The organism is Pseudomonas sp. S2_F07 (assembly GCF_054668325.1).
On record NZ_CP162758.1, the window covers coordinates 5,715,624 to 5,735,386 of the forward strand.

Annotated in this window: 18 protein-coding genes and 4 tRNA genes; 10 read left to right on the forward strand and 12 right to left on the reverse strand. The window is 59.6% G+C overall.

Features of this window, described 5'->3' with window-relative positions; genetic code table 11:
* Positions 1–90 precede the first annotated feature (90 nt).
* Positions 91–1,056 carry a bile acid:sodium symporter family protein gene (locus tag AB4O40_RS25960; RefSeq protein ID WP_056721760.1) on the reverse strand — a complete coding sequence of 322 codons (966 nt, stop codon included), beginning with the start codon at positions 1,054–1,056 and terminating at the stop codon, positions 91–93.
* Positions 1,057–1,204: 148 nt separating this feature from the next.
* On the reverse strand, positions 1,205–2,125 hold the full coding sequence (gene rdgC / locus AB4O40_RS25965) for a recombination-associated protein RdgC (RefSeq protein WP_007969735.1): 921 nt from the start codon (positions 2,123–2,125) through the stop codon (positions 1,205–1,207).
* A gap of 159 nt (positions 2,126–2,284) precedes the next feature.
* On the opposite strand from rdgC, the gene AB4O40_RS25970 reads away from it, so the two are divergent.
* The 4 genes from AB4O40_RS25970 to AB4O40_RS25985 all read left to right on the forward strand — a co-directional run bounded on the left by AB4O40_RS25970 (position 2,285) and on the right by AB4O40_RS25985 (position 2,827).
* Positions 2,285–2,360 (forward strand) — tRNA-Val (locus AB4O40_RS25970).
* Positions 2,361–2,379: 19 nt separating this feature from the next.
* A tRNA-Asp gene (locus tag AB4O40_RS25975) sits at positions 2,380–2,456 on the forward strand.
* A gap of 199 nt (positions 2,457–2,655) precedes the next feature.
* Positions 2,656–2,731 (forward strand) — tRNA-Val (locus AB4O40_RS25980).
* 19 nt (positions 2,732–2,750) lie between these two features.
* Positions 2,751–2,827: transfer RNA gene (locus tag AB4O40_RS25985), tRNA-Asp, on the forward strand.
* Positions 2,828–2,955: 128 nt separating this feature from the next.
* Here the strand turns inward: AB4O40_RS25985 and AB4O40_RS25990 are convergent.
* On the reverse strand, positions 2,956–4,092 hold the full coding sequence (locus AB4O40_RS25990) for a catalase family protein (RefSeq protein WP_460057384.1): 1,137 nt from the start codon (positions 4,090–4,092) through the stop codon (positions 2,956–2,958).
* Positions 4,093–4,120: 28 nt separating this feature from the next.
* On the reverse strand, positions 4,121–5,923 hold the full coding sequence (locus AB4O40_RS25995; RefSeq protein WP_056722295.1) for a di-heme-cytochrome C peroxidase: 1,803 nt from the start codon (positions 5,921–5,923) through the stop codon (positions 4,121–4,123).
* A 268-nt stretch (positions 5,924–6,191) separates the two neighbouring features.
* Between AB4O40_RS25995 and AB4O40_RS26000 the strand changes: the two genes are divergently transcribed.
* From AB4O40_RS26000 to AB4O40_RS26020, 5 genes are all read left to right on the forward strand, one after another.
* Positions 6,192–6,908 (forward strand): FKBP-type peptidyl-prolyl cis-trans isomerase, encoded by a 717-nt coding sequence (locus AB4O40_RS26000; RefSeq protein WP_056721763.1) that lies wholly within the window; start codon positions 6,192–6,194, stop codon positions 6,906–6,908.
* Between the two features lie 292 nt (positions 6,909–7,200).
* Positions 7,201–7,656: a YkvA family protein gene (locus AB4O40_RS26005; RefSeq protein WP_056721765.1), complete on the forward strand. Its 456-nt coding sequence runs from the start codon at positions 7,201–7,203 to the stop codon at positions 7,654–7,656.
* Between the two features lie 114 nt (positions 7,657–7,770).
* The gene (locus AB4O40_RS26010; RefSeq protein ID WP_056722297.1) at positions 7,771–8,112 is read left to right on the forward strand and encodes a helix-turn-helix domain-containing protein; all 342 of its coding nucleotides are present in this window, start codon (positions 7,771–7,773) and stop codon (positions 8,110–8,112) included.
* Positions 8,109–8,480 carry a hypothetical protein gene (locus AB4O40_RS26015; RefSeq protein WP_007898892.1) on the forward strand — a complete coding sequence of 124 codons (372 nt, stop codon included), beginning with the start codon at positions 8,109–8,111 and terminating at the stop codon, positions 8,478–8,480. Before AB4O40_RS26010 ends, AB4O40_RS26015 begins: the two co-directional genes overlap by 4 nt.
* A complete protein-coding gene (locus AB4O40_RS26020) occupies positions 8,481–8,888 on the forward strand; it encodes a hypothetical protein (RefSeq protein ID WP_056721766.1) in 408 nt (135 codons plus the stop codon).
* A gap of 24 nt (positions 8,889–8,912) precedes the next feature.
* On the opposite strand, the gene AB4O40_RS26025 is transcribed toward AB4O40_RS26020, so the two are convergent.
* Together AB4O40_RS26025 and AB4O40_RS26030 are read right to left on the reverse strand one after the other, a co-directional pair.
* Positions 8,913–10,679, reverse strand: a complete 1,767-nt coding sequence (locus AB4O40_RS26025) for a bifunctional diguanylate cyclase/phosphodiesterase (RefSeq protein ID WP_223542315.1) — start codon at positions 10,677–10,679, stop codon at positions 8,913–8,915.
* Between the two features lie 145 nt (positions 10,680–10,824).
* Positions 10,825–12,906, reverse strand: coding sequence for a carboxy terminal-processing peptidase (locus tag AB4O40_RS26030; protein ID WP_223542399.1), 2,082 nt, complete (start codon positions 12,904–12,906; stop codon positions 10,825–10,827).
* A gap of 138 nt (positions 12,907–13,044) precedes the next feature.
* Between AB4O40_RS26030 and AB4O40_RS26035 the strand changes: the two genes are divergently transcribed.
* Entirely contained in the window at positions 13,045–14,007 is a 963-nt protein-coding gene (locus tag AB4O40_RS26035; protein WP_056721772.1) for a zinc-binding dehydrogenase, read from the forward strand.
* Between the two features lie 95 nt (positions 14,008–14,102).
* Here AB4O40_RS26035 and AB4O40_RS26040 read toward each other — a convergent pair whose 3' ends face one another.
* From AB4O40_RS26040 to AB4O40_RS26065, 6 genes are all read right to left on the reverse strand, one after another.
* Positions 14,103–14,756, reverse strand: coding sequence for an HAD family hydrolase (locus AB4O40_RS26040; RefSeq protein ID WP_056721773.1), 654 nt, complete (start codon positions 14,754–14,756; stop codon positions 14,103–14,105).
* Positions 14,757–14,790: 34 nt separating this feature from the next.
* Positions 14,791–15,780: an ABC transporter ATP-binding protein gene (locus AB4O40_RS26045; RefSeq protein ID WP_460057376.1), complete on the reverse strand. Its 990-nt coding sequence runs from the start codon at positions 15,778–15,780 to the stop codon at positions 14,791–14,793.
* Positions 15,777–16,577: an ABC transporter permease gene (locus AB4O40_RS26050; RefSeq protein WP_056721777.1), complete on the reverse strand. Its 801-nt coding sequence runs from the start codon at positions 16,575–16,577 to the stop codon at positions 15,777–15,779. Before AB4O40_RS26050 ends, AB4O40_RS26045 begins: the two co-directional genes overlap by 4 nt.
* Positions 16,564–17,400, reverse strand: a complete 837-nt coding sequence (locus tag AB4O40_RS26055) for an ABC transporter permease (protein ID WP_162252402.1) — start codon at positions 17,398–17,400, stop codon at positions 16,564–16,566. The genes AB4O40_RS26050 and AB4O40_RS26055 overlap by 14 nt, the downstream gene beginning before the upstream one ends.
* 5 nt (positions 17,401–17,405) lie before the next feature.
* Positions 17,406–18,212, reverse strand: a complete 807-nt coding sequence (locus AB4O40_RS26060; protein ID WP_223542317.1) for an alkaline phosphatase family protein — start codon at positions 18,210–18,212, stop codon at positions 17,406–17,408.
* A 132-nt stretch (positions 18,213–18,344) separates the two neighbouring features.
* Positions 18,345–19,412 carry an ABC transporter substrate-binding protein gene (locus tag AB4O40_RS26065; protein ID WP_223542318.1) on the reverse strand — a complete coding sequence of 356 codons (1,068 nt, stop codon included), beginning with the start codon at positions 19,410–19,412 and terminating at the stop codon, positions 18,345–18,347.
* Between the last annotated feature and the right edge of the window lie 351 nt (positions 19,413–19,763).

A 19,763-nucleotide genomic window follows, 5' to 3' on the forward strand; every position in this document is an offset into this window, starting at 1 on the left:
CCCCTGATTAATGACTCGATCGAGCCGCGAGGTCGTCCTCGCGTTGCGCAATATAGTGCCCAGCATTAACCCGGGGATCAAGTTTTCAACTCAGTCACTGACCTGTTGCGCTGCCATTTCCCGATCCTGTTTCTCGCTCATGCGGCGGAAATACGTGGAGAGCAATGCCCCGGAAATGTTGTGCCACACACTGAACAGTGCACTTGGCACTGCCGCCAACGGCGAGAAGTGTGCGCTCGCCAACGCGGCGCCCAGCCCGGAGTTCTGCATGCCGACTTCCAGGGCCAGGGACTTGCGCTGGGCCAGAGGCAGCTTGAACAGGCGCCCGGTGAAGTAACCCAGCAGGTAGCCGAAGCTGTTGTGCAGCATGACCACGGCCATGATCAACAGACCGGACTCTGCGATCTTCGCCTGGCTGGCGGCGACGACTGCCGTGACGATGATCACAATGCTGACCACCGACACCAGCGGCAATACGTCCACGGCGTGGCGAACCTTGTCGCCGAGCACTCGTTGGGCAACCACGCCCAGCACGATCGGCAACAGCACCACCTGCAGGATCGACCAGAACAATTCCATGAACGACACCGGCAACCAGGCCGAGGCCAGCAGCCAGATCAACGCCGGGGTCAGCAGCGGGGCGAGGAGGGTGGTGACGGCGGCGATGGCCACCGACAGCGCCAAGTCGCCACGGGCCAGCCAGGTCATCACGTTCGACGAGGTGCCGCTCGGGCAGCAGCCGACCAGAATCACGCCGACGGCGATTTCCGGTGGCAAGTGGAACGCCTGGCAGAGCAACCACGCCACGCCCGGCATGATCACGAAATGGGCCACCACGCCCAGGGCCACGCGCCATGGATGCCGAGCGACTTCGGCGAAGTCTTCGAGTTTGAGGGTCAGGCCCATGCCGAACATCACCAGCCCCAGCAAGGGCACGATGGCGCCCTTGAGGCCGATGAACCATGCCGGCTGCAGAAACGCCACGACAGCGAAAATCAGTACCCAGTAAGCGAAGGTGTTGCCGACAAAACGACTCAATGCAGCCAGTGCGCGCATGGCTTGATCCTTTTTTATTCAGTAGCACCACAAAACCAAATGTGGGAGCGGGCTTGCTCGCGAAAGCGGAGTATCAGTCAGTATCAATGTCGACTGACGCTCCGCTTTCGCGAGCAAGCCCGCTCCCACAGTTTGAGATCACAAGCTTTTAGATTCCCTGCGGAGTCTCTTCACCACCCAGCGCTTCAACCAGCGCCGGCAGGAAGTCGCCGAAGGTCAGCATCATCAGGGTGAAGCTGGCGTCCAGTTGGCCCAGGGCTTCGTCGCCGCCGTCCTGTTCCGCCTGGTCTTGCAGCAGGTCTTCGAACTTCAGGCGCTTGACCACCATTTTGTCGTCGAGGACGAACGACAGTTTGTCCTGCCAGGCCAGGGACAGTTGAGTGACCACTTTGCCGGTGCTCAGGTGCAGCTGGATTTCTTCGCTGGTCAGGTCCTGGCGCTTGCAACGCACGATGCCGCCGTCTTCGTGGGTGTCGCGCAGTTCGCACTCGTCCAGCACAAAGAAATCGTCCGCGGCTTTCTGGGTGGTGACCCACTCGGTCATGGTCGCGGTCGGGGACATCTTCACGGTCAGCGGGCGCACCGGCAAGGTGCCGATCACTTCGCGCAGGGTGGACAGCAAGTCTTCGGCGCGTTTCGGGCTGGCCGAGTTGACCAGGATCAGACCCTGTTTCGGCGCGATGGCGGCGAAGGTCGACGAGCGGCGGATGAAGGCGCGTGGCAGGAAGGCCTGGATGATTTCATCCTTGATCTGATCGCGTTCCTTCTTATAGACCTTGCGCATTTGCTCGGCTTCGATCTCTTCGACCTTTTCCTTGACCGCGTCACGCACGACGCTACCCGGCAAAATACGTTCTTCCTTGCGCGCGGACACCAGCAGGAAGTCACCGCTGACGTGCACCAGTGGCGCATCTTCGCCTTTGCCGAACGGCGCGACGAAACCGTAGGTGGTCAACTCCTGGCTTGCACATGGGCGCGCCAGTTTGGTGGCCAGTGCAGTTTCCAACGCCTCGGCATCAACAGGCAGATCTTGGGTCAGGCGATAGATAAGCAGGTTTTTGAACCACATGGGGTGAGTCTCTCCTTTATACAAAGGGGGGCATTATTGTCTTCGCCGTGCCATAGGCCAACCTTTCTCTAAGCCTTTGGAAGGGCTGAGAAAATTATTTTAAAAAGTGCTTGCCAGAGGTTGGGTCGCTCCGTAGAATGCGCGCCACACCGAAGCGAAGGGTGATTAGCTCAGCTGGGAGAGCGTCTGCCTTACAAGCAGAATGTCGGCGGTTCGATCCCGTCATCACCCACCATTCGTTTTCAGTGTTACGCGCAGCGGTAGTTCAGTCGGTTAGAATACCGGCCTGTCACGCCGGGGGTCGCGGGTTCGAGTCCCGTCCGCTGCGCCATATTCGGTAACCTGGAGCACTGAACGCCAGGTCACCACGGAAAAAGCCCGCTTAGGCGGGTTTTTTTCTGCCTCAAGTTTGTCTGTTGTTCCTGTGGGTTGCATCGTTTCACCGGTTTGTAGATTTTTTGAAAAAAACTTCAAATAAATCAATACTTTATAAAAACCTGTGGCATAATGTGCCCCGCAACGAAGGTAAAGGGTGATTAGCTCAGCTGGGAGAGCGTCTGCCTTACAAGCAGAATGTCGGCGGTTCGATCCCGTCATCACCCACCACTTACTTTCAACGCTACGCGCAGCGGTAGTTCAGTCGGTTAGAATACCGGCCTGTCACGCCGGGGGTCGCGGGTTCGAGTCCCGTCCGCTGCGCCATATTCGGTAACCTGGAACACTGAACGCCAGGTCACCACAGAAAGCCCGTCTAGTGCGGGCTTTTTGCTGTCTGGCGTTTGGCCAGACCATAAAGCGATCCGAGGATCGCTTTTTTTGTGCCTGCTCGATTATTGCTCGGCGTTGCGACTGTGTCGGTAGTCGCTGACGGCTTCATACACGGCCTTGCGCAGGCGATTGATCCCGCCGATGGGGCGGTGCGCCTCGACGCCGAACCAGGGATTGAACGACAGGTTGTCGCATTGCAGGTTTAGCGCCGGCGTATCGAAGTCCTGTGCCGGCACCTTGATCCGTGCCACCGTCTCGAAGGGCGCATCGCTCTCGCGCCACTCAATGCTGGTGTCTTCGATCGGCATGTACTGGTTGGCGTCCTGTCGCTGGATTTGCAAGGCGAAACACGCGGGCACCCGGTCGGTCGACAGCTGTTGGTTCAGCGCATTGCGCAGGAAGTTCGGCAACTTGCGATTTTGTTCCGGCAGGTTGTAGGCCGGGCAGTTATCCGGATCGGGCATGACCCGGAATTTCGCATTGGCTTCACCGAATTTGTAGGGTGAAACCGAAAAGTACGTCGTCTGGGTCGGGCTCGACGGGGCAGGGGCCAGTGTCGCCAGGGCAATGAACAGGTGGCGAACCTGCCAGGCGCGCGGATCCCGACCGGGGAAGAAGGCCATCAGCTTTTTACCGTCGGCCTGGGCGGCGACGTTCTGACGGTATTCGGCGACATCACTGACAAAGAAGTTCGGGTGGCTGAACATCACAAAGTCCTGCTCGTTTCGCCCCTGCCGGTCGCTCAACAGTTGCTTGCCCGGCACATCGAACAGTTTGATCGCCATGCCCCGGGCGTCGCGGATGCTATCGAACTGCGGGTAGGCATTGCCGTTGGACAGGCGCATCGTCGCTTGCCAGGTTTTGCCCGGCTCGCTGAATACGCCCTGACGCAGTTCGCCTGGCAGTTCCGGCAGCACCTGAACCTCGGCCTTCACACAGCCGTGGGCCTTGGCATGGGCGTCGCGCAGGTAGCGGGTGCTTTCACGGTGCTGATCGACGATGCGCACGGCGGTCTGGATGATGTCCCGGGTCATCGCGGCTTCGTCGTCCGCCATCAACTCCTGCGCCGAAACCGGCCCGCGATGCTGCCAGGCAAACCAGGCGCCGGCCAGGGCCCAGCCCAGTACGCCGAGACCCAGCAACCACAGCAACAGGCTGGCGAGGACGGCGCCCAGGCGCAGCCAGAGAGTTATCAGCATGGGAACGTCCTTTTAACGGCGGTTGTGGTCATGGCAATTGCGCTTCCAGCGGGCCGCCCAGCACTTTCAGATATTCCAGCAGTGCCCAGCGTTCTTGTGGCTGCAATCCGCGGCCGATCACACCATTGCCGAGTTTGCCGGCCCGGAATTCATGGCCGCTGTTGTGGTTGCCGGTGATTCGTGTGTCGAACAGGAACCCGTTGGCAAAGGCTTCGGTGCGGTAACCCAGGTGTCCCGGGTCGTATTCGAACGTGCCTTTATAGAAGGTGGTCGCACGCTCATCCTGAGGCGACAGCAATTGATAAAGGCTCGGGACCGAACCGTTGTGCAGGTACGGCGCTGTCGCCCATACACCCGCCAATGGCCTGGCCTTGTACGAACGCAATTCGCGCACACCGATCGACAGGCCGAAACCGTCCATGTCAGGGCGCTCGGCAGGGGTGACGTTGGCGTCTTGATAGGCGCGGTCCTGGACAAAAGCGGTGACATAGGCCAACCCCTTGGCCACGGACATTTTGCTCAGGTCCAGTGGTTCGGCGGGCTTTGGCTCGACATCGAGTTTTTCCAGTTCCGCCTGCTTCCATTGCAAAGCTGTGAGGTCGAAGCGGTGGTCGGCGATGTTGTTGGCCGCGCCGGGGTCTGTGCCGATGTAATCCACCGGGAGCATTTTCAGGTGCTGGACGTATCGTCCCTCGCCCTGGCTGGTGCGCGGCACATGGCAACCTGCGCAGTTTTCGGCGAACAAGGCACGGCCCTTGGCTGCCAGGGTTTTGTCGACCTGGCCAAACAGTTCTTCAGGCCAGGCCGGAGGTGAAAGTCGTTGCAGGGTTTGTTCGATCAGGTGTAGATCGCGCACGCGGACGCTGGAGGGGTAGCGGGCATCACCCGTCAGCGGCTGGCCGCTCTTGTCGAAGAAGTTCAGCGTGGCGCCCACGCCCAGCGCCTCGCCGATGTTGCGAGCCATCGGTTGTTTCGCCGAGCCGTTCCACTGCACCCATTCGAACGTCCACATGTCCCACAACTGCGGATAATCGACCGGGGCATTGGCCACGCGGTAGTTGTCGGGGGATATCGCATCACCGAAGCTGGCGTTGGCGATGCGCCCGAAGGCGTCTGTGCGCCCCGGGCCTTCCTCGGTCGGATAGAGCCCGCGATGGGTGTCGTTCCAGGCCACTTTGAGGAAGGTATCCAGTGAAGATTTGAAATCTTTACGCAACTGTTGGTGGCGCGTTTCGTAGTCCTGGCCGAGCACGTTGCGTGCGAAGCGCTCGAATTTCCACGGGTTGTAGTAAGTGGAGGCGAGGCTGGCCACCAGAGCCTGTCCGAAACTTCCGCCTTTGAGTGTAGGAACACTGGATGGCAGTACATGTTGCGCCGAGCCGCCATCGATACGCACGGCCTGGCCCTTGAATCGCAGTTCACCGGTGTGGCAAGCCGCGCAGGTGATATCCAGAAACATATCCGTGCTCCCCGCATTCTGGTGCCGCGTAAAGCCTGCGGGGAGGTTGCCGGGGTTGTTCGGTGTCGGCTTCTGGCCGGGGTCCACCAGGAAACCGAAGCGGGCGAGGTATTCGGGGGCGGCGAAGCGTTGTCGGGAGAAGGGCAGTTCGAGGGCGGTGAACCAGTCGTAGCGCAAGCCTTTGACCTGAGTGCCCTGGGGGGTGAAGTAATAGGTCTCGCGATCGGCGGCGCTCCATTGCTCCAGGTAATGCACTTGTTGCGCAGGCGACCAGGCCGGCAATTTCGGGTTGGCAACGTAGTAAAGCACCACGGCCATGACCAGTCCGAGCAGTACTGCGACGAGAGCCAGCAAGCGAAAGAAGAGGCGCAAGATAAACATCCTTGTCGAATTATCATGCGGTTATGCCCGAGTACGCAGGGTGCGGCAAGAGGCCATTACGCCAGATGTTGTAGTTCCGGAATCAGCCTGCGTCGGCGCAAAGTGAAAGAAGCTTCATCAGCCGAATAGTGAAAAGCGTTTAAACACCTGAACTTATCAATTGTTTCCGGCTCTCATGCCGGTAGCCATTGGTCGTGGCGGCCTGATAAGCTCGCGGCTTTACTCGATTGCCCTTTAGGCGCATGAACAAGGAAATAGCATGAAACAGCATCGGTTGGCGGCGGCGGTAGCCCTGGTTGGCCTGGTACTTGCGGGTTGTGATTCGCAGACCAGCGTAGAGCTGAAAACTCCGGCGCAAAAAGCTTCCTACGGCATTGGCCTGAACATGGGCAAGAGCCTGGCTCAGGAAGGCATGGATGACCTGGATTCCAAGGCTGTAGCCCAGGGCATCGAAGACGCCGTCGGCAAGAAAGAGCAGAAGCTCAAAGACGAAGAACTGGTCGAGGCATTCGCCGCGCTGCAAAAGCGTGCCGAAGAGCGCATGGCCAAGATGAGCGAAGAGTCGGCCGCTGCCGGCAAGAAGTTCCTCGAGGAAAACGCCAAGAAACCTGGCGTGACCACCACCGCTTCGGGCTTGCAGTACGAAGTCGTGCAGAAAGCCGATGGCCCTCAGCCAAAGCCGACTGATGTAGTGACCGTTCACTACACCGGCAAGCTGACCAATGGCACCGTATTCGACAGCTCCGTCGAGCGCGGCAGCCCGATCGATCTGCCGGTCAGCGGTGTGATCCCGGGTTGGGTCGAAGGCTTGCAACTGATGCACGTTGGCGAGAAGTACAAGCTGTACATCCCTGCTGACCTGGCTTACGGCGCTCAAAGCCCAAGCCCGGCGATTCCAGCCAACTCGGTGCTGGTATTCGACCTGGAACTGCTGGCCATCAAGGATCCGGCAAAAGAAGACGCCGCTGCCAAGTAACTAGCGCCTGCTTCGATAACAACGCCTCGCTCATGCGGGGCGTTGTTGCATCTGGCGTTCGGCAGGGGTAAACAAATCGAACAGACGCTCTAGGCCGGAGTCTCAGGCATAGTGGTGTTGGCGGTAGTCGCACAAGGCCGCCAAGTCAATGAAATTATGGGTTTTTTTTGATGAGTAAAAAACGCCCGATCTGAACGCAGGCCTTGTAACACGGGGCTTACAGCGGCGAAAAGCTGCTCTGTTCACAAGGTTATCCACAATTTGTGTGGATAACATTTCAACGGGAGGAATGATGAAAGCACCCTGGAATTTCGCTCGTTTCCTGCCACTGGCCGGACGCCTGCTGGCACGGGGTCGATTGCCGAGCCTGTTGTTCGCGGTCGCCAGCAAAGGCGTAAGCCAGGGCAACCGGTTGGGCAAGATCAAGGACGACTTGAAGCTGTTGCAGGCACTCTGCCTGGCCTACTGGCGTGGTGAGTATCGCGCTATCAGCCCCAAGGCGCTGGTTTCGGTGGTCGCGGGCCTGATGTACTTCCTCAGCCCGGTGGATGCGATTCCGGATTTCATTCCATTGTTTGGCATGTTCGATGACATCGCAGTACTGGCATGGCTGATGAAAGTGCTCGACGACGAGCTCAATGCCTTCCGCACCTGGCGCAAGCGGCAGGTGCCGGAGAAGCTCGCGGTGGTTGAGCGTCTGCCTGCTACCCCCGAGCAACTTCAACTTCAAGGCCCGAAAAAACACTGAGTCGATTTCGGCCTGTTCACAGATTGATGTCCCCCGCGACCTTGGCCGCTGTTAGGATTACACTTCTAGGGAAAAGTACTGACTCGCTAAGTGTTGTTGTCCTACGGGGTAGTGATGGATATTCAGATAATTACACGCGAAGGCGAGCCCGAATATGCGGTTCTGCCATGGGCTCAGTATCAGGCGTTACTGAAAGCAGCGGGTATCAAGGAGCAAGCGTCGCCTCAAGCCACGAAGCCTCAGGCGGCAACACCAGACACGATTCTTCCGGGTCTGGATCAACTACGCAGTTTGCGCGAGGGGAAGGGCATCGCCATCGAGGCGTTGGCCCGCACGGTAGGCATCAGCCCGTCTTACCTGGCCATGATCGAAAGCGGCGAGCGTCTGCCCGACGCTGCGATTCGCCGCAGCCTGGCCTGGGAATTGACGGTGCCAGGGTGGAGGGATGAATCGTGAGCGTACGCATCAGTCGTCAACATTGGGACGGGTTGCTCGGCGAACTGGATCAGGCGCGTCGCCAGCGCCATCTGTTGACGTATCGAGCATTGCTGGAGCGTTTGCAGCTGCCGACCCCGGCCATGCAAACCCTGACGGCGGCCCTTGAGCATCTGGCGGCCCTGGATGCCAGGGCGGAGCAGCCATTGCGCAGTTCACTGGTGATCAGTCAGGGTGCCAGCCGCTTGCCGCGCACCGGATTCTTTGAATGTGTCGAGCGTCTCGGGCGTTTCTCCGGGCCGTCGGACGGCGTTGCCGCCGCGTCCTGGCATGCTTCGGAAGTGGTGCGGGTGTTCGAGTACGAATACCCGGAATCGGCCGAGGCCTGAGTGTTCTTGCAACTCAAGGCGCGGGCCGGTTACTGGCTCGCGCGCCGATTGTTTCACTGGTCATGGTTTGTCCGTCAGCCACGAGGCTGGCGCTGGCTCGAAGGTCAGTTCGCACGCATGGCCAACCTGGGCAATGTCGGCGCCCAGAGCTTCTATGGGCACATCCTGGCGTTTCGCGGCGTCGGCCTCGGTGCCCGTGAGGAGGGCGTGCGTTTGTTGCGCCTGGCGGCGTTGGCGGGCGATGCCAAGGCGGCGTATCAAGTGGGCGTGATCACCTTGGCCGGGACAGCGAGCAAGGCTCCGGATCCGGTTGAGGCCGCACGGTTCTGGGAGATAGCGGCGAAGGCCGGGCATCCGTTGGCGCCGATCAAGCTCGAAGAGCTGAAGTCTTCCTCGGCGCCTCGTTGATTGGACTGATGCCGGAAAGCTCCCTTATCGATGCCCGGAAACCACCAGGCTATCAATCACATGCACGCTATAGCCCTGCACGTTCTTCGCATGGTGCTTGGCCTGTGATGCCATTTCTGCCAGCTGGCTCGCATCGAGTTGTCCACAGGCCTGTGGATGCAAATGCACCACGCCGATCGACAGTGACAACAACGCAAACTCCTGGCGCTGACCCTGGCGATTGGGTGCGATGAAGCAGCCGGCTTCCAGGTGTTCGCTGCGGTAGAAGCGCCGACACTGGCTCTGGAAGTCGTCGAGCAACTGGTTCAAGCGTTTGCGCCAGTCTTGCGGACCGAGCACCAGCAGGAAATCATCGCCGCCGATGTGGCCGACGAAGTCGCGGGACGGATCGACGCGCTCGTTCAGGCATTGCGCCAGGCACAGCAGGACTTCGTCGCCGCGACCATAGCCGTAGATGTCGTTGAAGGGCTTGAAGCTATCAATGTCCACGTAGCAGATCACCGATTCCCGTCGCTGTTGCAGCAGCCGCGTCAGGCATTGCTGGATCGGCACGTTGCCCGGAAGCAAGGTCAGCGGGTTGGCGTAGCGGGCCTGCTGGATCTTCAGTTCCGTGATCAGCTTGAGCACGTCGATCACCCGGCCCAGGCCCAGATAACCGCCGTTGAGGGTGATGATGAAATCTTCTTCGATGCGCTGGCGGGCACGGCTGGTGATCAGGCGGCTGACCTGTTGCAGGGACTGGCTCAGTTCGACGGCGAGGAAGTCATCATTCATCAACCGGCTGATGGGTTTGCGGGCAAACAGGTCGGTGGCAAAGGGCTTGAGCAGGGCGTCGGAGAGCGAATGACGATGGACAATGCCACAGGGTTGACCCTGTTCATCCAGGACCGCCAGCGAGTTCAGGTTGGCCTGGCGACGAAAGGCTTCGAGCACTGTGGCGGTCGGGGTGTCCCGGTTCACCGCGGGTAGTTCGTTGAGCAGAGCGCTGAGGTCGCTGGCGTCTTCGCTCAGTACAACGGCGGTGCTGTCCTGTCGGGGCATCAATGCCCGGGCATCCCGTGGCGGGTGCTCCTGGGGGCGGCAGAGCAGATAGCCCTGTACCAGGTCTACGCCCATTTCGGTCAGCACCGTGAGTTCTTCGGCCAGCTCGATACCTTCGGCGATGACTTGTGCACGCGAGGCTTTGGCGATTTGCAGGATCGAGCCGACGAACTCGCGCTTGAGCGCATCCTGATGAATGCCATCAATGAAATGCCGGTCGATTTTCACGTAATCGGGCCGCAGCTCGGACCACAGGCGCAAACTTGAATAGCCCGCTCCCAGATCATCCAGCGCAATCGAAAACCCCATCGCCCGATAGTGATGCAGGGCGGTTTGCAGCAACTGGAAATCGTCGGTCGGCGTCTGTTCCGTGAGCTCGATGACCACCTGGCTCGGCGGGATGCCGAAGTCCTGCAGCAATTGCAGGGTTCGCCCGGGTTGATGGGCCGCTTCGAGCAGGGACTCCGGGGACACGTTCAGGAACAACATGCCAGGCAGTTGTTGCTCATTGAAGCGTCGGCAAGCGCTTTGGCGGCAGGCAATTTCCAGCTCGCTCAGGCGTCCGGTCTGGCGGGCGATGGCGAACAGGGCGACAGGGGAGTGCAGAGGGCTGTTGGAGGGGCCGCGACTGAGGGCTTCATAACCGAGGATGCGTCGCTCAGAGAGGCTGATGATCGGTTGGAACAGACTGTGTAAACCGCTTTGACTCAGGATCGAGTTCAAGGCACTCAGCTGTTCGGTTGTGGTCATGGCGGTCTCTGGCAATAAAAAAAGGACCGGGCGTGCCCTTGGTAAAAAGAGCACGCCCGGTCCTTTATTTCACGACAGAATGATGACTGTTTGATGACCCCGTAGGGGCGTCAGCATTAAATTGCCATCATTTGTTTGTACAAACTCAGTGCTTGGCCACTGCCGTGTTGAGTTTCAGGTAGTCCAGCAGAATCCGCCCGGTTTCGCTGAGGTAGGCGTCGTCTTCCGGTTTGGTCTTGTCATCCTCGGCCGCAATGGCGTCTTCGTCTTCTTTCTTCAGCTCTTTGAGCGGTTCTTCGCCCTTGGCCTTGCGACGGATGTTTTCCATGGCCAGCTGTTTGGCTTCGATGTCGGCGTGCTGGGCACGACGGTCGACTTCATTGAGGCTGACGGTTTTCTCGGCCATCAGTTTCTGCGCCAGGGCCAGCTTGTCGCGGATGAACACGAACTCTGCATCTTTGGCTGTACGCACGTCATGCTCGGACTGGAGTTGAGAAATGTACGGCTTGAACGGGTCGAGCGCAGGCTTGATCGCCGCCTTGATGGTGTCCCACGGCATGGCTTCCGGCAGGGCGCTTTCACCGATTTCCTTGGTGTCGATGATCGACGGGTAATCGATGTCCGGCAAGACGCCCTGATGCTGGGTGCTCTGCCCGGAAACCCGGTAGAACTTGGCCAGGGTCAGTTTCAGTTCGCCATGGTTGAGCGGCTGAATGGTCTGCACGGTGCCTTTGCCGAAGGTCTGGCCGCCGATGATCAGCGCGCGGTGGTAGTCCTGCATGGCGCCGGCAAAAATCTCCGAAGCCGAGGCCGACAGGCGGTTGACCAGCAACGCCATCGGGCCCTTGTAGAATGCACCCGGGTTTTCATCTTCCAGTACATCGACCCGGCCATCGGCGTTACGCACGAGCACGGTCGGACCTTTGTCGATGAACAGGCTGGTCAGCTCGGTGGCCTCTTGCAAGGAGCCGCCGCCGTTGTTGCGCAGGTCGATGACCACGCCGTCGACTTTCTCTTTCTGCAGTTCGGTCAGCAGTTTCTTGACGTCACGGGTGGTGCTCTTGTAATCCGGGTCGCCGGCACGGAAGGCCTTGAAGTCCAGATAGAACGCCGGGATCTCGATGACGCCGAGCTTGTAGTCCTTGCCGTCCTGCTTGAGGTTCAAGACCGATTTCTTTACGGCCTGATCTTCAAGCTTCACCGCTTCACGGGTGATCGGCACGATCTTGGTGGTCTGGTCGTTCGGCGCATTGCTGGCCGGGATGACTTCCAGGCGTACCACGGTGCCCTTCGGACCACGGATCAGCTTGACCACTTCGTCCAGGCGCCAGCCCACGACGTCGACCATTTCCTTGTTGCCTTGGGCAACGCCGATGATCTTGTCGGCCGGTGCAACCTGCTTGGTCTTGTCCGCCGGACCTGCCGGCACCAGGCGCACGACTTTCACCTGGTCGTTATCGCTCTGCAACACGGCACCGATACCCTCGAGGGACAGGCTCATGTTGATGTCGAAGTTCTCCGCGTTATCCGGCGACAGATAGTTGGTGTGCGGGTCGTAGGACATGGCGAAGGTGTTGATGTACGCCTGGAAGATGTCTTCCGCGCGGGTCTGGTCCAGGCGCGCCAACTGGTTCTTGTAGCGCTTGGTCAGGGTTTCCTGGATCTGCTTGGAATCCTTGCCGGCGATCTTCTGGCGCAGGACTTCGTCCTTGACGCGTTTGCGCCACAGGTCGTCGAGTTCTGCGGTGGATTTGAGCCAAGGGGCGTCCTTGCGGTCGATCAGCAAGGTTTCCTTGGCGGTGAAGTCGATCTTGTCGACGCCCTTGTTCAACTCGGCAAGGGCGAAGTCCAGACGCGCCTTTACGCGGTCCAGATAGCGCTTGTAGATGGTGAACCCGGCGTTCAGGTCGCCGCTCTTGAGGAAATCGTCGAACTGGGTTTTCCACTTGTCGAATTCGGCAATGTCGCTGGCCATGAAGTAGCTGCGCGACGGATCCAGCAGCTTGAGGTAGCTGTCGTAGATGATCACCGAGCGTGCGTCATCGAGTGGCGGCTTGCTGTAGTGGTGGCGCTTGAGCAACTCCACGACGTTCAGGCTGGCGATCACTTCGTCACGATCGGGTTGAAGCTTGTCCCAGCTATTGGCTGCGAATGTATTGCTCGACATCGGCAGCAAGCCGATACCGATGAACAAGGCGAGGGCAGTGCTGGGGAACAGATGCTTCATGCTGATTCGACGCGGGGACAATTGATAACGCATATTAGGCCGTCTTTGAAGTCGCCGGTTCTTTGGGAGCCGGTCGCATAATGCAAAAAGCCCGGCGCTATAGCTTCGGGCTCAGTCCAGACTCACTATGGAGGCACTGTGAAAGCATTGCAAGGCGTTGACGGTCAAGTGGTGTGGGTTGATGAGCCGAGTCCTACATGCGATGTAGGGCAAGTTCGCATCCGAGTGTCGGCAGCAGGTCTCAATCGCGCCGATTTATTGCAGAAAGCCGGCCTTTACCCGCCGCCACCGGGGGCCAGTCAAGTGCTCGGTCTAGAGTGCTCGGGGGTCATCAGCGAGGTTGGCGCAGGGTCCTCCTGGCAGGTTGGCGATCGGGTTTGCGCCTTGCTGGCCGGGGGCGGGATGGCTGAAGAGGTGGTTGTCGACGGGCGGCATGTGCTGCCGGTTCCCGACGGAATGTCACTGGTCGAAGCAGCTGCTTTGCCCGAAGTTTATGCAACAGTCTGGCTGAATTTGTTTCAACTGGCTGCGCTCAAACCGGGTCAGAAAGTGCTTCTGCATGCCGGGGCAAGTGGAATCGGTTCAGCGGCCATTCAGCTGTGCAAGGCGTTCGGTAATCCGTGCTGGGTCAGCGTCGGCTCCGCCGAGCGACTGGCGTATTGCGAAGCGCTCGGTGCCCAGGGCGGCGTGGTGCGTAATGGCGATCTGGAGAGCCTGCGGGATCTGGGGCCGTTCGACGTGATTCTCGACCCGGTGGGCGGTAATTACGCGGCTTTGAACCTCAAGCTGCTGGCCCAGGATGGCCGTTGGGTGTTGATCGGTCTGATGGGTGGCCGTGAGGCCAAGCTGGATCTGGCTCAGGTATTGGCCAAGCGTGTGCAGTTGCTGGGTTCGACACTGCGCAGTCGTGATGATCAGTTCAAGGCAGATCTGTTCAGTGATTTGAGCCAGCACGTGTGGCCGTTGTTCGCCGAAGGGCGGTTGAGTCCGCAGCTGGCCAGGGCATTCCCGATCAAGGATGCCGAGGCGGCGTTTGCCGAGCTGGCGAGTAATACCGTGGCGGGGAAGGTGGTGTTGGTGATTGATGAAAGCCTGAGCTGATATCGGGTTGGCTTTGAAAAGATCGCAGCCTGCGGCAGCTCCTACAGGGGTTCGCATTCCCATGTAGGAGCTGCCGCAGGCTGCGATCTTTCCGGTTACTTCCAGAGATGGATCGGCCAGCCAGCCTTTTCAGCGTGTTCAAGCAACACCGGATCCGGGTTGACCACGTGGGGGTAATCCACTTTCAGCAACAGCGGCAAGTCATTGCGCGAGTCGGAATAGAAACTCGCGCCTTCGAGGTTTTCCTCTTCCGCATCCAGCCACTCCAGCAAGCGGGTGATCTTGCCTTCGCGGTAGGTCAGGGTGCCAACGGTATGGCCGCTGTAAACGCCATGAGCCACTTCCAGTTCGATGCCGAGAATCTCGTCGATGCCCAGGCGCTCGGCAATGGGGCCGACCAGGTGGGTGCCCGAGGCCGAGATCACCAGGATCCGGTCGCCGGCCTTGCGATGGGCGGCGATGGTCTTGGTGGCGTCACTGAAAATGATCGGCTCGATGCAGTCTTCCACCCATGGGCCAACCAGGTGCGCGACCTCTTCAGGTGTACGACCAATCAAGGGTTCCAGGCTGAAGGCCATGTAGTCTTCCATGGCCAGATGGCCCCTTCCGTAGGCATCCATCAACTCCTTGTCGCGACGCAGGAACGATTCGCCATCGACCCAGCCGAGGCGGACCATTTGCTCGCTCCACAGTGAGGCGCAGTCGCCGTGGATCAGGGTTTCGTCCAGATCAAAAATTGCCAGGGCCATCAGTGCAGTTCTCTCTTCAGCGTCAGCAAAGGCATCAGGCTACCTCACACAGGGCCGTCGGATCGATGGAAAGCGCCAGGCGCTGACCATCGGGATGCAGGTCGGCCGCCGAGCGGTTCAGCACATCCACCACCAATTCCACGCCCCGGGCCTCGACCCGGTAGCGAATCACGTTGCCCAGCAAGCTGTGGCTGCGTACCTGCGCGTCCAGTTCGCCATTGAGGCTCAGTTCGATGGCTTCCGGGCGAATGGCGATGCGCTTGCTGATCGGACGCTGCAGCAGCTTCGAGGCGCTGTCGGCATCCAGCAGGTTGTAGTTGCCGATGAAACCGGCGGCGAACACATCCACTGGTGCGGTGTAGAGGGTTTCGGCGTCGCCGCTTTGTACGATTTTTCCCTGATTCATCAGGAAAATCCGGTCAGACATGGTCAGGGCTTCTTCCTGATCGTGTGTGACGAAAATCGTGGTCAGACCCAGTTCGCGCTGGATCTGGCGAATCTGTTCACGTAGATGCTTGCGAATGCGCGCGTCCAGGGCCGACAACGGCTCGTCGAGCAGCAACAGGCGTGGCCGGGTCACCAGGGAGCGGGCGAGGGCAACGCGCTGGCACTGCCCTCCCGAGAGCTGATGCGGGTAACGCGCGGCAAAGTTATTGAGCTCCACCAGTTTCAGCACTTCGGCGACGCGTTTGCGGCTGTCATCGGCATTGACCTTTTGCATGCGCAGGCCGAAGGCGACGTTTTGTTCCACGGTCATGTTGGGGAACAGCGCATAACTCTGGAACACCATGCCGATCCCGCGTTTCTGCGGGCTCGCCGGCACGATGTCCTGGCCGTCGAGCAGGATTTTGCCACCATCCACGGAGGTCAGGCCGGCGATGCAGCGCAGCAGGGTGGATTTGCCGCAACCGGACGGGCCGAGCAGGGTGACGAACTCGCCTTTCTGGATTTCGCAATTGATGTCGCTGAACACCGTGGTTCCGGCGAAGCTTTTCTGAAGATGTTGGACGCTGACATAGCTCATTCGCTTTTGTCCCTGTTCAAGATATTGGCAATCCAGGTCAGAACCAGCACAAAGAAGAAGTAGGAAATCACCAGCGCACTGGTGAAATGACCGCTGCTGTTGCGCATGTTGTTGAGATAGACCTGCAGGGTTTCGTAGCGGGTACCGACCAGGATGTTGGCGAACACGAACTCACCGAACAGGAACGAGAACGACAGCAGCAACGCCACCATCAGGCCCTTGCGCAGGTTCGGCAGTACCACCAGGAGCGCCGCTTGAAAGGTGCTGGCGCCGAGCAACTGGGCGGCGTCCATCAAGTCGCGCAGGTTGATCGCTTGCAGGTTGTTGGTGATGGCCCGGTACATGAACGGCAGCGCCACGGTGAAGTAGCAACCGATCAGGATCCACGGCGTCCCGACCATGGCGAACGGTCCGGAACCGTAGAGCTGCAACAGCCCTACCGACGACACCACCGGTGGCACTGCGAAGGGCAGCAGGATCAGGATGTTCATCAACGCGTCGAGTTTCGGGAAGTGGTAATGCACCACGAACAGCAGCGGCAGAATCAGCACCACCGAAAGAATCAACGAACCGACGCAGACCAGCAACGATTGCCCGAACGCATTCAGGAAGCGCGGATCGCTCCACAACTGGATGTACCACTTGAGGGTGAAACCGCTGGGCAGAATGGTCGCCGACCAACTGCTGGCGATCGAGTAGATCAGCGTGCCGGCCAGCGGCAACAGCAGGATGGCAAACAGCAGGTACACCACGACGCGGTGGTAGACACCGACGGGCCCCAGTTCAACGCGAGACATGGTAGCTCCTCTTCAGCAGCAACTGATGCACGATGGTCACCAGGGTCATCAAGGCCACCAGCACTACGGCCAGGGCGCTGGCCAGGTTCGGGTCCAGGGAAATGTCACCGGACACCATTGCCGCGATGCGGATCGGCAGCACGTTGAAATTGCCGGTGGTCAGGGCGTACACCGTGGCGTAGGCGCCGAGGGCGTTTGCCAGCAGGATCACGAAGGTGCCCAGCAGTGCTGGCGTCAACACCGGCAGGCCGATGTGCCGCCAGTACTGCCAACCGTCGGCGCCGAGCAGTGAAGCCGACTCGCGCCAGTCTTCGCGCAGCGCATCGAAGGCCGGGTACAGCAGCAGCACGCCGAGGGGAATCTGGAAGTAGGTGTAGAGAATGATCAACCCGGTTTTCGAGTACAGGTTGAAATCCTGAATGATGCCGGCCTGCTTGAGCATGATGGTGAAGCTGCCGTTGAAGCCGAGCAAAATGATGAATGCGAAGGCCAGGGGGACACCGGCGAAGTTGCTGGTCATGTTGGCGAAGGCGTTGACGAAGTTGCGCAGTTTCGAATCGACCCGGCGCAGGGAGTAGGCGCCCAGTATGGCGATGATGATCCCGAACACGCTGGACCAGAAGCTGATCTCAAGGCTGTACTGGATGGCTTGCAGGTAAAACTTCGAGCTGAAGATTTTGCTGAAGTTGGCCAGGCCCCAGCCGAATTCTTCCGATTGCAGGCTGTTGATCATCACCCAGGTCAGCGGTGCGATCTCGAATACGATGAAGAACAGCGCGAACGGGACCAGGCATAAGGCTGCCAGCCATTTACTGCGGGTCATGGCATTCACTTCAACAGCTCCCGGCAGACCGGTTTGTCGTGGGGGACGCCGAGCAACTCACAGACAGTGCCGCAGATCTCGGTCTGTTTCGGCTCGGCACCGGCGTCGAGGCTGAATGCGTCACCGAGCACGAACAGCGGCACCTCACGTTCTTCCGGCAGCAGGCCGTTGTGGGAGCGGTCGTTGTTCATGCCGTGGTCCGCGGTGACCAGCACCTGGTAACCGGCATCGAGCCAGCCTTGCAGGTAGTCGGCCAGGATGATGTCGGCCGAGCGGGCGCTGTTGCGGTACTGCGGGGTGTCGAGGCCGTGCTTGTGCCCGGCATCGTCGATGTTCATCGGGTGGATCAACAGGAAGTTCGGCGCATGACGCAGGCGCAGGTTTTCGGCGTCGGCGAACAGGTGCGAATCCGGATAGTGATCGTTCCAGTAGAAATGCCCGTGCTGGATCGGCAGTTGCGGGTCATCGGTGTGACGGTCCCGGGCCGCGACGAAGGGCGAACGGTTGTACAGCTCGCTGACCCAGTGATAGGCCGCCGCAGCAGTGACAAGGCCTGCGTCGGTGGCGTAGTGATAGATGCTGCGCTGGTTGGACAGGCGCGAGACATTGTTATGGACGATGCCGCTGTCGATGGGCGCAACGCCGGTCAGGATGCATTCGTACAGCGGGCGGGACAGGGACGGCAACTCGCACTCCAGTTTGTAGAGTGCGGCGCGTCCGGCGCCGACGTACGCCTGCAGGTGCCCCATGGCGTGGCGGGCAACCTGGTGGTTGAGGCCGTCGAGCACGACAAGGATGACGTTGTGTTTCATAGGGGCGATGACTCCGAAATCAAATCTGATCAGATCGTCGTAGGAGCTGGCGAAGCCTGCGATCTTTGGACCTTGCCTATGAAAAGCAAAATCAAAAGATCGCAGCCTGCGGCAGCTCCTACAGATGCAGCATTACTGCATATTGATGATGACTTCTTCCTGCCACTTCTGAGGAAGGGCCTTGGAGGTCTTTTCCCAGGCGTCCGCGTCCTTGATCGGCGTAACCTTCTTGTACTGCTCGTTAGGCAGCAGCTTGGCCTGCACCTCGGCTGGCAGGGTCAGGTGGTCGGCGCGGATCGGCCGGGCGTTGCCCTTGGCCAGGTTGATCTGGCCCGCGTCGCTGAAGATGTATTCGCGGGTCAGCTTGGCGGCGTTCGGGTTTTTCGCGTACTTGTTGATGATGGTGGTGTAGCCGGAGATCACCGAGCCGTCGGACGGGATCAGCACCACGTAGTCATCTGGATTGGCCATCTTGGCCTTGTAGCTCAGGCCGTTGAAGTCCCAGACCACGCCGACTTCGATTTCGCCTTTTTCCATGGCACCAATGACCGGGTTGGACATCGACAGGCGACCCTGCTTGGCGATGTCGGCGAACAGATCCAGGGCAGGCTTGAGGTTTTTCTCGTCGCCACCATTGGCCAGAGCCGCGGCCAGTACGCCGTTCGCAGCCTGGGCAGCAGTGCTCACGTCGCCGATGGAAACCTTGTACTTGCCGGTCTTGAGGTCAGCCCACTTGGTCGGCACTTCGGAACCGTGCAGCAACTTCTTGTTGACGATGAAAGCGATGGTGCCGGTGTAAGCCAGTGCCCAGTTGCCGTCCTTGTCCTTAGCCCAGGCTGGAATCTGATCCCAGGTCGAAGGCTTGTAAGGCTGGACCACGCCTTGCTTGACCGCGATCGGGCCGAACGCTGCACCGACGTCGCCGATGTCGGCGCTGGCGTTGTCTTTTTCCGCGGCGAACTTGGCGATTTCCTGGGCCGAGCTCATGTCGGTGTCGATGTGCTTGAGGCCGTACTTGTCGCTCAGGTCTTTCCAGGTGCCGGCCCAGTTGGCCCAGTCATTGGGCATGCCGACGCTGTGGACGGCGCCTTCCGCTTTTGCGGCGGCTTCGAGGGTTTTCAAATCGGTGTCGGCCGCCATGGCGGCGGTGCACATAGCGATGGTCGAGCCTAACAGTGATGCCAGGAAAAGCTTTTTCATTCCGAAGCTCCTTGGGTCGTGTTCTACGCTGCGATTGCGGTTGTGTTGGTCTAGGTCAGCAATACCTGAGCCAATTTAAGGGGACTGGATGACACTTTGATGTCGTTCGTCGCCCGGAATGTCTTTTTGTTCAGCGGTATCGCGACTGGCCTGCTAAGCGTAGACCATGGTCAAGGCCCCGGAGGGAAAGGGGCTTGGCCGATGAATTGCAGGTTGTTGAGGCCAGAGAATGGCGACCGTTGGGCGGCTTTGTCACATCTTGGTCATCTGCGCTGCCTACGCTTGCAGGACTATTGAATGAGCCGGTTTACGCTGTGGTTCAGCCCTGAAATGGTGCTGGTCTAGTCCAGA